The organism is Algibacter mikhailovii, from assembly GCF_014651495.1.
In the GTDB taxonomy this organism is placed as follows: domain Bacteria; phylum Bacteroidota; class Bacteroidia; order Flavobacteriales; family Flavobacteriaceae; genus Algibacter_E; species Algibacter_E mikhailovii.
Window position 1 is genome coordinate 108583 of sequence record NZ_BMWZ01000003.1, and the last position, 14639, is coordinate 123221.

The window sequence follows — 14639 nt, forward strand, 5'->3', positions numbered from 1 at the left end:
CACTAAAAAAAGCTTCTTACGACTTTTCCTTGTAACTTAAAACATCCTTTCTAATAGTTGAACGTATTTATGAACCCCATTAATATATTAATTGAAAAAATAGAGGATGAAAACCTTTGGCAAAAAGTAATACACTTAGAGCGGAATGAATATTTAAAAGTCAAAGGTAGTATTGACACAAATATCTATTTGGTGGTACAGGGGAGTTTAAGAATATTTGTAATTGATGAATACGAAGAACACACCATCAGGTTTGGCTATAAAAACAATCTTATAGCCTCATTAGATTCGTTCCTAAATGAACAACCTTCAGACTTCTATATTCAAGCACTTAAAAAAACAATAGTAAAATCCATCAGTAAAAAAGAATTTAAAACCTTTATTGAGTCATCTGAAGCGCACAAAAGTATTTGGTTAAATATTCTAGAAAGTTTCGTTTTACAACAAATGGAAAGAGAACGAGATATACTTACCTCTTCTCCTATTGAAAGGTATCATAGAGTATTAGACAGAAGCCCTCAACTATTCCAAGAAATACCTAATAAATATATTGCTTCGTATTTACGAATGACCCCTGAAACACTTTCAAGAATTAAAAAATCTTAATTTCAATCAATCTTTTTAATGAATTATCTATTGACCTTTGCCTTAAAACAAATACTATGGCATTAGCAACTAAAGAACTTTTACAAGACCTGTTAGAAATCACTCGTGCAAACTTAAATAGCGCCGAGCAATTAAAACAACAACCTATTACGATTCTAAACGAGAGACAAAATCCTGAAAGCTGGAGTGTATTAGAATGTATTGAGCACCTTAATCGGTATGGCGATTTTTATCTTCCTGAAATAACAGAAAAAATAACAAACACGTATTACAAGCAGAGTACAACTATCTTTAAAAGTAATTGGTTAGGTAAATATTTTAGCAAGTCAGTAGCTTACAAAAAGAATTTATACAAAATGAAAACGTTTAAATCAATGAATCCAATAAATTCAAATCTCGACATTGCTACCATTGATAAATTTATAGAACAACAGCATCGGGTAATTGCACTTTTAAATAAATCAAAACATGTAAATCTTGACAAAACCAAAACTGCTATTTCTATTTCAAAATTAATAACCTTAAAATTAGGGGACACTTTTAGAGTACTCATTTTTCATAATGAAAGACATGTAAAACAGGCCCTAAATACATTAAATGCGGTGAGAACGAAATAATACTGCACTTGCAAATTAGGTCTTTATTTGGGTCGGGATTGCTATAGGACTATTTGGTTTCACGACTGAACCTACTGCAGATGCTCCTGAAAAGAATTCTTATATAAAATTCTATTAAAACATTACAACTTTCGGTTGAATCTAAAAATCTCTCCCGATTGTTCAACGTGAAAAAAAGCACAGTTAGAATAATGTACAATTTTAAATGTTGAATGATAATCGAAACCGTCACTTTCTAAAATAAATATGGCATCCACATCAATATTTCCATAAGGAGAAATTCGTCTATACCGATATTCAAACTGCTTAGACGTGGCATACAACTCATACCAAGCCCCAGAACCAATTCCTGAAAGCCATTGCGCATTATCGTCCAAACCAGCAACAGCCTTAGGCTCTAGTGATCCTGCTACAGACGGCTCATGATTTCTTAATTTATCAAAAAAACAACGAAGGTTTTCGCGGTTCTTGGAACCTGTGTATTGAGATATCATACCATTCTCAGTGACTTCATAAACATACTGTTCTGTATCTGCTATTAACACATTCCCAATGGTACTTGGTGTAAACCATTTTGAGTTTTTGAGTTTCTTTCTAATAGAAGCATTTGTAACGGAAGCAATCAAAGTATCTGTAACAAAACGAGCACAATTACTGGCATTTTTAATAAAAGCCGCATAACGAACAAAATGCATGTTTTGCATTTCTGTTATATATGACCTTGCCAGATTATAATCAACAGCATTACAAACTGAGGCCACTAATTTCCCTTCACCATGTGTTAGTTTAGGATGGGTTGCTAAAAACTCCAAAATAGAATTGATGTTTGCAATAGAATCGCCTGCCATACTAGCCTGCATGGGAAAATGCAATTCATTATCTGTATCTCTTCCTCGTACGCGCCCTGTGGATTCCGTAGTTATATAACGACCAAAATCATAGTATTCTAAAACGCCCGTTTCTTTTTCTATTAGAACCAAAGCCGCATGACCAGCCCGCAAGTAATTCTTTTTGCCAATGCCTATATATTTTAAATAAGGCGAAAACCATTCTTTAGATACCATAACAACGGTATCTGGATAGGCCAATGTTAAAATTATTCCAGTATTATTCATTTACAACTTCCGGTACATTGAAGACTTTTGTTGTAACTATATGACTATCCAAATGCTCATAACGCATCTTTAAGTTACCATGATCTTTTTCGACTTGAGTAATGCTTGTTGTTTTTACAAAACCCCGATCCATAACCACACCATAATCTTCGTTTCCCCGACCTGCCGATTTATGAAAACCTAATAAGGCTTCTGAATCCAATATACTCTCAGATTTAAAGGCTTCAAACCAAGCATTACGCTCTTGTTTCATAACTGTAGAATACAAAGTAGATGATGACCATATTTTTGATTCCAATGGCAAATCCGTAAAAAACTTTTGCTCACCATCCCATACCAATTCATAAAATTTTAAATCCGTATTCCAATCTGAAATCACAATGGTAAAAGGTTCTATATCATTAAAGTCATAGCTATTAACTGTATTTACAATATCATCTGAAAGCATAAAATCATTTGCCACCACCCCTCTACTCATTCTATAACTTGATTTCCTTTGATGCAAATCAAACCCTCCGTTAAGCACGCATACTACTCTATTTTTTTCGCTGATACCAATCCAAGTTCCACCTGCCAATTGATCCTTTGGGAATAACATTTTGGTGCCATTCACCTCGTAATAATCGGGAGCAAGCGCCATTCTATCTGGAGCTTCATCGCGATTTTGAGTTATAACAAATCCTTTATTTTCTTTTGGAATTATAGTAAGAGTACACATAAAACATCTAGTCTAAAAAGCGCATAGCAACTTACAAAAAATAAATAAAATTTAACGCGCTTTTAAGAAGTGTCTCACTCAATTTATCATTTGAAAATTCTTAAATTTGCAGCATATTTACTGAATAATTTTTAATAAAAAACCTAATATCATGGGAAAAGGCTTTTTTAATGTTCCAATAGCGGTTAACGAACCCGTAAAATCATATGTTCCAGGTTCGCCTGAAAGACTTGCAGTTTTAGAAGCATACAAGACAATGTTTAATAGTACAATTGATGTTCCATTATATATTAATGGCGAACATATTACTACAGGAAATACTAGAACAATGTCTCCACCGCATGATCACCAACACGTTGTTGGCACATACCATGTTGCGGAGCAATCTCATATTGACGATGCTATTGCAACCGCTTTAGAGGCTAGAAAGACATGGAGTCAAATGCCTTGGGAGCAACGTGCAGGTATATTTTTAAAAGCGGCAGAACTGATAGCTGGTCCTTACCGTGCTAAAATAAATGCTGCTACTATGATAGCCCAATCTAAAACGATTCATCAAGCAGAAATTGATGCTGCCTGTGAGTTTATAGATTTCTTACGTTTTAATGTGCAGTTTATGACTGACATTTATATGGAACAACCTGAAAGCACGAGTGATGCTTGGAACAGAATAGAATATCGCCCTTTAGAAGGTTTCACTTATGCTGTAACTCCATTTAACTTTACAGCTATTGCTGGAAATTTACCAGCATGTATGGCTTTAATGGGTAATGTTGTGGTTTGGAAACCTAGTGACAGTCAGGTGTACTCTGCTAAAGTTATTATGGATGTATTTGAAGAAGCTGGTGTACCTCCCGGCGTTATCAATGTAGTTTTTGGCGACCCTGTTATGATTACCAATACGGTTTTGGCAAGTCCTGATTTCTCAGGGTTGCACTTTACAGGTTCTACATTTATTTTTAAAGAACTTTGGAAACAAATTGGAAATAATATACATAATTATAAAACCTACCCAAAAATTGTAGGAGAAACTGGAGGAAAAGATTTCATTGTTGCACATAAATCTGCAAACCCTATTCAAGTAGCCACAGCTATAGTGCGTGGAGCTTTTGAGTTCCAAGGTCAGAAATGTAGCGCTGCCTCTAGAGCTTATATCCCAAAAAGCTTATGGGCTGATGTCAAAGCTCAGGTTATAAAAGATGTTAACTCATTTAAAATGGGATCTCCTGAAGATATGGGCAATTTCATTACTGCGGTAATACATGAAGGTTCATTTGATAAATTAGCGAAATATATTGATGCAGCGAAGACAGATTCAGATGCTGAAATTATAGTTGGGGGTAATTATGATAAAAGTAAAGGTTATTTTATTGAGCCAACAGTTATAGTAACAAGTAACCCTAAATACACTACCATGTGTACGGAGTTATTTGGTCCTGTTATTACCATATATATTTATGAAGATGATGCCTATGCTGAAACTCTGAAATTGGTAGATGAAACAAGTGAATATGCACTAACTGGTGCCATATTATCTAAAGACAGATATGCGGTTACTCAAGCAACAGAAGCTTTACAAAATAGTGCAGGTAATTTCTATATTAATGATAAACCTACAGGTGCTGTTGTAGGGCAACAACCATTTGGTGGCGCTAGAGCATCTGGAACGAATGATAAAGCGGGAAGTGCTCAAAATTTACTGCGCTGGGTATCTCCAAGAATGATTAAAGAAACATTTGTTACTCCTACGGATTACCGCTATCCATTTTTAGGAGAATAAAATATCATATTCAAAATAAAACAGAAAAATCCCAATAAAAAGTTATTGGGATTTTTTTTGCATTACATATACACAATGCAACAAAATTTAATTTCTAGTGCCTTACGATAATTGAGCCTTAAAAGACGATTACACCTCTATAATAATAAGGGATATTATTCAGTCTTAAGATTACCCGATGGTCAAATACAAAGACTCATGAATAAGAGTACTAAGTAAAAAAATAGTAATCCTCTAATCCGCAAATAATTCAGGAAGTGCTAGAGATAAGCTAGGAAACAATGTAACTAAAATGAGCACAATAAAACTGACCATTAGAAAAGGAAAACCAGCTTTACTAACAGAGGTTATGGACACCTTTCCTATACTTGAGGCAACAAATAAACAAACCCCAACTGGCGGGGTCGTTAAACCAATTATTAAATTTAATACAGCTATTACGGCAAAATGAATAGGATCAACATCTACCGCCAATGCCACTTTTAAAAGGATAGGGAACAAAATCAATAAAGCTGCTATAGTTTCCATAAAGGTGCCCACAGCAATGAGTAACAAATTTATTAAAAGCAATACCATATACTTATTTGTTGTGAAACCTAAAATTTCACTAGAGATGGTCTGCGGTATTTGCTCAATAATTAAAATCCATCCAAAAAGATTAGCAAACCCAACTAAAATCATTAGTGAGGCTGAAGATTTCATTGAATCCAAAAAGACAATTTGGACATTCTTAAAGTTCAATTTCTTATAAACAAAACGACCAATTATCAGTGCATATATAATTGCTACTACTGAGGCCTCTGTTGGTGTAAATATGCCTCCTATAATTCCAAATAAAATAATAAAAGTCATTAATAGAGACCAAAACGTGTCAAAAAAACCTCTGGCCACTTGCTTAAAACTACTTTTAGGGTGCTTAGGATATTTTTTTCGTTTTGAAATAAAATAGGCTGTTAACAACAATCCCAATCCCAGTAAAATACCTGGAATAGCACTTGCCAAAAATAATTTACCTACTGACAAACCGCTTAAGGTTGCCGCAATGATCATGGGAACGCTTGGCGGAATTATAGGACCTACAGTTGACGAGGCAGCAGTCACCGCACATGAAAAACTTGAGTCATACCCTTCTTTTTTCATAGCCGGGATTAAAATAGACCCCAAACTAGCAGTATCTGAAATGGCAGTACCAGATATGCCTGCAAAAAGCATTGACGCTCCAATATTTACTAAAGACAAACCGCCCCTTATATGCCCCAATAAATGGTTACAAAATCTAATGATTTTTTCTGTTAAACCACCCTGATTCATTAAGTTACCCGCTATTATAAAACCAGGAATACTAAGCAATATAAACACATCAATTCCTGAATACATTTTCATTGGTACAACGATCAATGGTGTCCCTTTAAAAACCAAATACAATAAACATGAAAGGCCTAAAGAAAAAGCAATGGGATACCTCAAAATCAAGCAAACCACAAAAACAATTATTAAAATCCAAATCATTTTTTATCTGATTTAAGGGATTGTAATATTTGAATTAAAGCATAATAACATATTGCACTAGACATAATAAAAATACTAAAGAAGGCAAAACCCATATTAAACTCCATACTTGGCGATCTTTCAGGCATACCAAGTATAATTAGTTGAATACTAAAAATCATTATTAGACCAAATAATATAAAAGTCACAAAGGGAATAGCAAAAAGTATTCGTCTCTTAATTTTTGGATTAAAACGGTTAAAAAACATATCTAAATGGACATAATAATTGTTTTTTAATGCCAGACCTGATGCAAAAGCAATGGCATATATAAAAAATAATCTTGAAGCCTCTTCTGTCCACGATGGCGCATTCTCTAGAAAAAACCGCGCATATATCTGAAGGACTACTGTAAATACAAAACCACTTGTGCTCCAAAGTGTACCAAATTTAAGTATTCGTCCGATTGTTTTACTGGGCTTCATTCTAGAATCTTTTTTATTTGATGATATACCGTTTTCATATCTGGTGAGAGACTTTCATAAATACCTGGTTCACATTTTTTCAAAAAAGCTTCTTTATCTACCTCTATAAACGTCAAACCCAATTTTTTCAATTCTTGCTGCACACTTTTTTCATTTTCCTGAAATAATTGGTGTTCAAAATCCTGCATATCTTTTGCTGCTTCAAGAAAAATAGTTTGCAAATCTTTTGGGAGCTTCTGAAATTGTTTTTCACCAATAACGGGATAACTCCAACTTACCACATGACCAGTCAAATTAATGTAGCTCTGTACTTCTGAGAAACCAGCACTTTTTATTAAAGCAAAAGGATTTTCCTGAGCCTCAATAGTGCCTTGCTGTAATGAAGTAAAAACTTCAGAAAACGCCATAGGTGTGGGCTTGGCGCCTAATGTAGACCAGGCTGTTACAAATGCAGGAACATTAGGGATTCTTATAATTAAACCTTTCAAATCATCTGGATGTTTTATAGGTCGGTTTGATGTTAAATGACGTTCGCCTCTTTGAAAAAAAGCAACTGGTCTTAAACCCGTTTTTTGAATCATTTCTTTTTCCATTTGTTGTCCAATGGAACTATTTATAAATTTCTTCATATCAATGGAATCCCTCATAAAGAAAGGCAACTCACAAAAAATAGCCATTTCAAACCAATTGCTTAATACAGACCCTGTAGTAGTCATATCAATAACCTCCGCTTGAATTAAACGAATCGCTTCAATTTCTTTTGATAATTGTTCAGAAGGATAAACTTCCAATTTCATTCTACCCTTTGAGCGTTCATAAAGCAAATCCGCTAAATGTTCAAAGCCTTTGTACCATGTATGATTTTCATTAACAAGAAGACTGGCTCGAAATAAAAATTCTGGTTCCTTATCCTTTTTTGATTGACATTGAATCATTAAAAGACAAACCAATAAGAGCACGAATACATTAAGTAAAAACCTAAATTCACATCTTAATTTCAACATTAGATTTGAATAATTTTTTATTCCTTCTGAAATGTAAGGAATAATTGTTCTACATCCACATTATTGAATTATTATCTAACTAGGTTTTAATAATTTATTTGACCAATTACACTCTTGATAACTCCATACAACCATTATTATATATGTAATGGCTTCTTGCATGTTCCTATTGCTTCTTAAAGGTTATTTAATATAAATAAAACAAGTTCAATTGCCCTAAAGAATATGACAATAACTACTAATACCAAGAAAGATATATGTGAAGTAATAACATGATAAACCTAATCCTTGCCTTATACAAGTTAAAAGCGCCCAATGAATTAGCCAATGAAAAAAATTAAGTACTTAAAAAGTTAAAGATTAGAGTATACAGAAAATTATATTAGAATGAAATATACCGATTCAAATCCCACAAAAATTATTTATCTTTCCTGAGTATTTCTTCAATAAAAAGCGGCACGCTATTTGTTGAATAAAAAACGCTAATGAAAAAACAACTCTTCATTTTACTAATGCTTTTGCCATTGCTCTCTGTTGGGCAAGCAAGTAAGCTATACCGTAAAGCATTGCGATCAACTGATTTTGATGAAAAGATACAACTGCTCAATGAAGTCATTAAGTTAGAGCCTAAAAATTTGGATGCTTATTTTCAGAGGGGACTAGCAAAAAATGATTCAGGAGATTACCATGGAGCCATAGTTGATTACTCCAAAATTATAGTGGAGCAACCTGATGCTGACACGTATTACAATAGAGGGAATTCAAGATATAGTATAAAAGATTTAAGCGGGGCTAAAGAAGATTACGCAAAAGCTTTCATGCTAGACAAAAACTTTTTTGATGCATTGTATAGCTTGGCTTGTGTGCGGTATGACCTTGAAGAATATGAACGCGCCATACTTGATTTTAATAAAGTCATCAAAGCCGTACCTAATCAACCCAAATTATATACGTTAAGAGCATCAGCATATAAAGCGGTAGAAAAATATACGGAAGCTGCACAAGATTATTCAACCGCCATTTTAATTGCGCCAAACGCTATGCATTATTACAATAGAGGTGCCTTTCTAATGGATATTAATTATTACGAAAATGCAAACGAAGATTTAACCCGATCTTTGCGCTTAAATAGCAATAACGCATACGCCTATTTTTACAGAGGTGCTTCTTATTTAATACTAGGTGAATATACTAAGGCCATTTCTGACTTCAATGAGGCCCTCAAATTTGACAATATGGATTTTGATGCTCATTTAGGAATAGCCATGGCCTATAATAAGGTTAATGACCATGAAAATGCCAAGGCGAGCTTTAAACGTGCCAACGAAATTTTATCTATCGATGATGACGTTTCAAGTATTAACCCCTACAATAATACCTATTGGTTTCAAAATCAATATTATTATTTTAATAACAATCTTGCCCCACTAGCAAAGTTATAGGCATACCAACATTCAGCCAAATTAATTTTATTCCATTTCCGGTCAATGAAATTTATTATGAATTAAATAATCAGGATTCCATGTAACTGAAGGATATTTTAAGCGGAAATAACTAGGAATAAAACCTCAACTTTAAGAAAGTTATCCTCTATATTTTAATGGCAAATGCACCACTTTTTTTGTTTCATAAAAATCTTCACTAAAGTAATCACTTAAGTTATAAATAGTAGTTGTTCTATAATCTTTAAGTTCATCTGAAAGATCACCTCCCTTTAGATATAGAATTCCATTTTTTAGTTCATGGTTTTGTTTTTTTGCAATCTTTCCCTTGATCCAATGCACGAATGTAGGCATCGCAGCAACAGCTCTACTAACGATGAAATCATAAGTGTCATCAATAGCCTCTACTCTACTATGGGTTGTTTTCACATTGGTTATACCCAACCCTTCTATAACTTCATCTACCACTTTTAATTTTTTGGCGATACTATCAACTAAATGAAACGAACACTCAGGAAACAAAATTGCTAAGGGAATACCAGGAAAGCCTCCTCCCGTTCCAACATCTAATATTTTACTTCCCGCTTTAAATGACATTACTTTAGCAATACCTAATGAATGTAGGACATGACGCAAATACAACTCATCAATATCTTTTCGAGATACCACGTTGATTTTTAAATTCCAGTCTTGATACAAAGATTCTAATTGTTTAAACTTTTGTATCTGATCCTCTGTAAGGTCAGTAAAATACTTTAAAATGAGCTCCATTAAATTCTAGTGTTTTATAAATCAACAACATAACTCGCTAAAAAGAATGCCAATAATCAACTAAGCATCTATGATTAAACGATGACTGTTCTTGTTAAATTTTCAACAAAAATATGCTTTTTCAATACATTTTTTTACATAAAAATGGTATTACTTAAGTTGGTTTATACCTATCTTTGCCCTCAGGTATGATCAGCAATTTATATTATTTATCATATTAAATATAATAGCATGAGTAAACAAGCACTTTCATTTTCAAGAACTGATTCTGCAAAATTTTTCAAAACACTAAATAAACGCGTTAACGATTATTTTAAAGAAAACAATATAAAACGCACTGGTAATTGGAAACTTTATTCAAAAGCCATTTTCATGTTTGCCTTATTGATTGTACCAACAGTTCTGGTACTTACGGTAGATTTACCTTGGTGGGTACAAATATTATGTATGGTATGTACTGGTGTTGGCATGGCCGGTGTAGGCATGAATGTCATGCACGATGCTAATCACGGCTCTTTTTCTAGTAAAAAGTGGGTTAACAAATTAATGGGAAGCAGCATTTATATATTAGCTGGTAATGACTACAATTGGAAAGTACAACACAATGTTTTACATCATACATACACCAATATTCAAGGTCACGATGAAGATATTGATGCTGGTAGAATTATTAGATTCTCAAAGCACACCAAATGGTTAAAAATTCATCAATATCAAAAATATTATGCATTTTTCTTATATGGATTATTAACGGCCAATTGGGCGATAACCACAGATTTTATTCAAACCTACCATTATCTTAAAAGAAAACTAGCCTATGGAAAATTACCCCACCCGGCTACCCAATGGACTAAATTAATTATTGGAAAGATTGTTTATTACTCCATTTGGGTTTTACTACCAATATCACTTGGTTTTACATGGTGGCAAGTTTTAATTGGTTTTATAGTAATGCATTATACGGCCGGAATTATTTTAAGTGTCATTTTTCAATTAGCACATGTGATGCCAAATACAGAGATGCCCTTACCTGATTCTGATGGAAATATGAAAAACACTTGGGCTATCCACCAATTATTTACAACATCAAATTTCTCACCAAAAAGCTGGTTGGCTGAATTTTATACCGGAGGATTAAATAGACAAGTTGAACACCACTTATTTGCCAATATTAGTCACGTACACTATAGCAAAATCGCCAAAATAGTTAAAGAAACTGCAAAAGAGTTTAGCTTACCATACAACGAATATAATTCGTTTTGGCAAGCTGTAGCTGAACATTATAACCAATTAAAGGTCTTAGGAAGAAAACCTAACATGGCCTAATCATTATATTTACTTTTAACAAATAATTAAATGCAATTACTATCTGATAGAATTTTAAACATGTCTACGTCTGCAACGTTGGCCATGGCAGCAAAAGCAAGAGAACTTAGAGGAGAAGGAAAAGATATTATCGGTTTAAGTTTGGGAGAACCAGATTTTAACACGCCGGATTTCATCAAAGAAGCTGCGGTTCAAGCTATTAATGATAACTATAATTCTTATACTCCTGTTGATGGGTATGCTGATTTAAAAGAAGCCATTATCACAAAATTCAAGCGTGACAATAACTTAACATATTCTCCAAGCCAAATAGTTGTTTCTACAGGAGCTAAACAGGCATTATTTAATATTGCTGGTGTTATGCTAAATAAAGGAGACGAAGTGATTTTACCATGTCCATATTGGGTAAGTTATGCGGATATCGTGAAATTATTTGATGGTGTACCCGTTGAAGTCAAAACATCTATTGATACCGATTTTAAAATGACCGCGAATCAACTGGAAGCTGCAATCACGCCAAATACTAAAATGATGTGGTTTAGCTCACCTTGCAACCCAAGTGGATCGGTATACAGTAAAGCTGAACTACAAGCTTTAGTTGACGTATTAGCCAAACATCCAGATATATATGTGGTTTCTGATGAAATTTATGAACACATTAATTATGGTAAAGGTCATACAAGTATTGCGAGCTTTGAAGAAATGTACGATCGTACTATTACTGTAAATGGTGTTTCTAAAGCGTTTGCTATGACTGGATGGCGTATTGGTTATATTGGTGGTCCTGAAAAAATAGCACGTGCCTGTAATAAATTGCAAGGACAAGCTACTAGTGGTGCCAACTGTATCGCCCAACGTGCTGTGATAACAGCCTGTACAGAGTCTCCTGAAAAAGTAAAATATATGATCGACGAATTTAAACAACGTCGTGATTTAATTTTAGGCTTATTAAATGATATTGAAGGATTTAAATGCAATGTGCCTGATGGTGCTTTTTATGTATTTCCTGATGTAACTCATTTTTATGGAAAAACTTTAAAAGGAACGAAAATCAATAATGCCAGTGATTTTTCATTATTCTTACTGGAAGAAGCCCTTGTAGCAACGGTAACTGGAGAAGCTTTTGGTAACCCTGATTGTATAAGGATATCCTATGCTGCGTCCAACGAGCAAATTATTGAAGCCATAAAGCGTATAAAAGAAGCGGTAAGCTAATAACATATCACTTGAAATATTTTATAAAGCCACTAATATGATATTAGTGGCTTTTTTAAGTTATAGCATATAATCCCCCTGTAAGTATGAGAATAATAACTATAAAACCAATTAAGTATGTTATCCGCGCTTGCTTATTCTCTCTGGTTAGTCGTTCTTTAATTTCCATCAACTTTTCTGGTGTGGCTTTAGGAAAATCTTTAATTTCCACATGCTCATAACTACCAGATAATGCTTTTCTATCTTTTCTTTTTGATAATAGGCTTCTGTTATTCTTTAACGAATTGTTTGCAGCGGCCATTGCCCCTTCTCCTCCCATAATTTCTAATATTTTAATTGCGAATCTTTGTTGAAATATGCAACAAAGCAGTATTGAGTTTTAGAAGATATCTTAAAACATCAATTAATAATTTCGTAGTAGCTACTCTATAATATATGTAGGTTATTTTATAAAAATGTTACAATCGAGCTTAGTATTTTGCATTAGTGATGAGGTCCTTTTTTTGTAATAAAGCATAGAATAGCCTAAATAAGGTTTAGTAAATAAGGCGACCTATACTTCATTCGATTCCGGAAAAGGAAATCCCCAATTAAACTATCTGTTACGCCAAAAGAAGGGTGTAAAAAGAATCAGAACTGTGAATAGCTCTAAACGACCTATAAGCATTAAAAAAGACGCCCACCATTTACCTAAACTAGGCAAACCAGCATAATTGTTAACCGGCCCATAATCACCTAGGGCAGGTCCTACATTACCAAGTGTAGATGCAGCCAAACCAACGGCCGATTTAAATTCAATACCCATTATAGAAAACCCTAAAGAACCTATTATAAAAGATAACATATAAAGAATAAAAAAGGCCAAAACATTGAATACAATAAATCTATTAATAGCTTTTTTATTATAACGAACAGGTACGATAGCGTGTGGGTGAAGGGTACGTTTAAACTCGAGAAAACCGTTCTTTATTAATATTAAATGACGAACTACCTTTACCCCTCCAGAGGTACTACCAGCAGAACCGCCTAAAAACATCAGACCAAAAAAGAAAACCATTAAAAAAGGTGTCCACAAAGTATAATCTGCTGTTACAAAACCTGTAGTGGTTACAATAGCTAGTACTTGAAATAAAGAATGCCTAAAGGCACTTTCCCCTTCACCCCAAACCATGGGATGATCAATTGACGAGGCACTAACATCTGCCCTAAAATAAATAACAAGTGCCGCTACAATAGTAAATACAGCAATGAATTTGAAATACAATTTAAACTCCTCATCATGTATAATTTTTTGAACTTTCCCTTTAAAAGCAAAGTAGCTCAAAACAAAATTTGTTCCGGCTAAGAACATAAATAGTATAATAATATATTGAATAATAGGCTGCCCATTCCAATAAGCCACACTAGCATTTTTTGTAGAAAACCCGCCAGTTGATAAGGTACATAGCGCATGGTTTATAGCATCAAAAAACGACATTCCTGCTGCGGTAAGCAAAATAGTTTCAGCAGCTGTATATCCCACATAAATAAGCCATAAACGCTTAGCCGTATCTGTAATTCTTGGATGTAATTTATCTGTACTTGGTCCTGGTGCCTCAGCCGCAAATAATTGCATCCCTCCTATACCTAACAATGGTAAAATAGCAATAGCCAAAACAATAATCCCCATTCCACCAATCCAATGAGTCATACTTCTCCAAAACAAGACACCTTTTGGCACGGCCTCAATATCATTGAGAATAGAAGCCCCTGTGGTGGTGTAACCCGATATGGTTTCAAAAAAAGCATTGGTAAATTCTGGAATACTATTAGTAAATACATAAGGTAAAGTTCCTGATAGAGACATAATAACCCATCCAAAAGTAACCACAATATAACCTTCACGTTTATTTATCTCCTTCTCATGCAATCGTGTAAAAAACATGCATAATATACCTATTAATGAAGTAATAATTCCAGCAAGACAAATTGATAGTGTAACACCGTCTTGATAAAAGAAACTTATGAGTGCAGACAATAACATAAAGCCACCGTTAAACAAAAGCAGCAGCCCTAACATGTGAACTATAATT

At 33.8% G+C, this 14639-nt stretch carries 14 protein-coding genes; 6 read left to right on the forward strand and 8 right to left on the reverse strand.

Annotated features, from left to right (window positions below; translation table 11 throughout):
• The first annotated feature begins 69 nt into the window (after window positions 1-69).
• Both IE051_RS06615 and IE051_RS06620 read left to right on the forward strand, forming a co-directional pair.
• Window positions 70-606, forward strand: coding sequence for a Crp/Fnr family transcriptional regulator (locus IE051_RS06615; RefSeq protein ID WP_189360006.1), 537 nt, complete (start codon window positions 70-72; stop codon window positions 604-606).
• 56 nt (window positions 607-662) lie between these two features.
• A complete protein-coding gene (locus IE051_RS06620; RefSeq protein WP_189360007.1) occupies window positions 663-1223 on the forward strand; it encodes a DinB family protein in 561 nt (186 codons plus the stop codon).
• Between the two features lie 122 nt (window positions 1224-1345).
• Here the strand turns inward: IE051_RS06620 and IE051_RS06625 are convergent, their stop codons facing one another.
• Together IE051_RS06625 and IE051_RS06630 are read right to left on the reverse strand one after the other, a co-directional pair.
• Window positions 1346-2338, reverse strand: coding sequence for a DUF6695 family protein (locus tag IE051_RS06625; RefSeq protein WP_189360008.1), 993 nt, complete (start codon window positions 2336-2338; stop codon window positions 1346-1348).
• The gene (locus IE051_RS06630; protein WP_189360009.1) at window positions 2331-3056 is read right to left on the reverse strand and encodes an NRDE family protein; all 726 of its coding nucleotides are present in this window, start codon (window positions 3054-3056) and stop codon (window positions 2331-2333) included. Before IE051_RS06630 ends, IE051_RS06625 begins: the two co-directional genes overlap by 8 nt.
• 151 nt (window positions 3057-3207) lie before the next feature.
• Here IE051_RS06630 and pruA point away from each other — a divergent pair, with 151 nt between their 5' ends.
• Window positions 3208-4836 (forward strand): L-glutamate gamma-semialdehyde dehydrogenase, encoded by a 1629-nt coding sequence (gene pruA, locus IE051_RS06635; protein WP_189360010.1) that lies wholly within the window; start codon window positions 3208-3210, stop codon window positions 4834-4836.
• A gap of 234 nt (window positions 4837-5070) precedes the next feature.
• Here pruA and IE051_RS06640 read toward each other — a convergent pair whose 3' ends face one another.
• Genes IE051_RS06640 through IE051_RS06650 form a run of 3 tightly spaced genes read right to left on the reverse strand, consistent with a single transcriptional unit; the run spans window position 5071 to window position 7813 of the window.
• On the reverse strand, window positions 5071-6345 hold the full coding sequence (locus IE051_RS06640) for a TRAP transporter large permease (RefSeq protein ID WP_189360011.1): 1275 nt from the start codon (window positions 6343-6345) through the stop codon (window positions 5071-5073).
• On the reverse strand, window positions 6342-6809 hold the full coding sequence (locus tag IE051_RS06645; RefSeq protein ID WP_189360012.1) for a TRAP transporter small permease: 468 nt from the start codon (window positions 6807-6809) through the stop codon (window positions 6342-6344). Before IE051_RS06645 ends, IE051_RS06640 begins: the two co-directional genes overlap by 4 nt.
• Window positions 6806-7813: a TRAP transporter substrate-binding protein gene (locus tag IE051_RS06650; protein ID WP_189360013.1), complete on the reverse strand. Its 1008-nt coding sequence runs from the start codon at window positions 7811-7813 to the stop codon at window positions 6806-6808. The genes IE051_RS06645 and IE051_RS06650 overlap by 4 nt, the downstream gene beginning before the upstream one ends.
• A 485-nt stretch (window positions 7814-8298) precedes the next feature.
• Between IE051_RS06650 and IE051_RS06655 the strand changes: the two genes are divergently transcribed.
• A complete protein-coding gene (locus IE051_RS06655) occupies window positions 8299-9255 on the forward strand; it encodes a tetratricopeptide repeat protein (RefSeq protein WP_189360014.1) in 957 nt (318 codons plus the stop codon).
• Between the two features lie 141 nt (window positions 9256-9396).
• Here IE051_RS06655 and rsmG read toward each other — a convergent pair whose 3' ends face one another.
• Window positions 9397-10026, reverse strand: a complete 630-nt coding sequence (rsmG, locus tag IE051_RS06660; RefSeq protein ID WP_189360015.1) for a 16S rRNA (guanine(527)-N(7))-methyltransferase RsmG — start codon at window positions 10024-10026, stop codon at window positions 9397-9399.
• Between the two features lie 231 nt (window positions 10027-10257).
• Here rsmG and IE051_RS06665 point away from each other — a divergent pair, with 231 nt between their 5' ends.
• Entirely contained in the window at window positions 10258-11352 is a 1095-nt protein-coding gene (locus IE051_RS06665) for a fatty acid desaturase family protein (RefSeq protein WP_189360016.1), read from the forward strand.
• A 30-nt stretch (window positions 11353-11382) separates the two neighbouring features.
• Window positions 11383-12567, forward strand: a complete 1185-nt coding sequence (locus IE051_RS06670; RefSeq protein WP_189360017.1) for a pyridoxal phosphate-dependent aminotransferase — start codon at window positions 11383-11385, stop codon at window positions 12565-12567.
• 55 nt (window positions 12568-12622) lie between these two features.
• On the opposite strand, the gene IE051_RS06675 is transcribed toward IE051_RS06670, so the two are convergent.
• Both IE051_RS06675 and IE051_RS06680 read right to left on the reverse strand, forming a co-directional pair.
• Window positions 12623-12886 carry a hypothetical protein gene (locus IE051_RS06675; RefSeq protein ID WP_189360018.1) on the reverse strand — a complete coding sequence of 88 codons (264 nt, stop codon included), beginning with the start codon at window positions 12884-12886 and terminating at the stop codon, window positions 12623-12625.
• 276 nt (window positions 12887-13162) lie between these two features.
• Complete coding sequence (locus IE051_RS06680; protein WP_189360019.1) at window positions 13163-14626, reverse strand: TrkH family potassium uptake protein; 1464 nt, start codon at window positions 14624-14626, stop codon at window positions 13163-13165.
• Window positions 14627-14639: the final 13 nt, after the last annotated feature.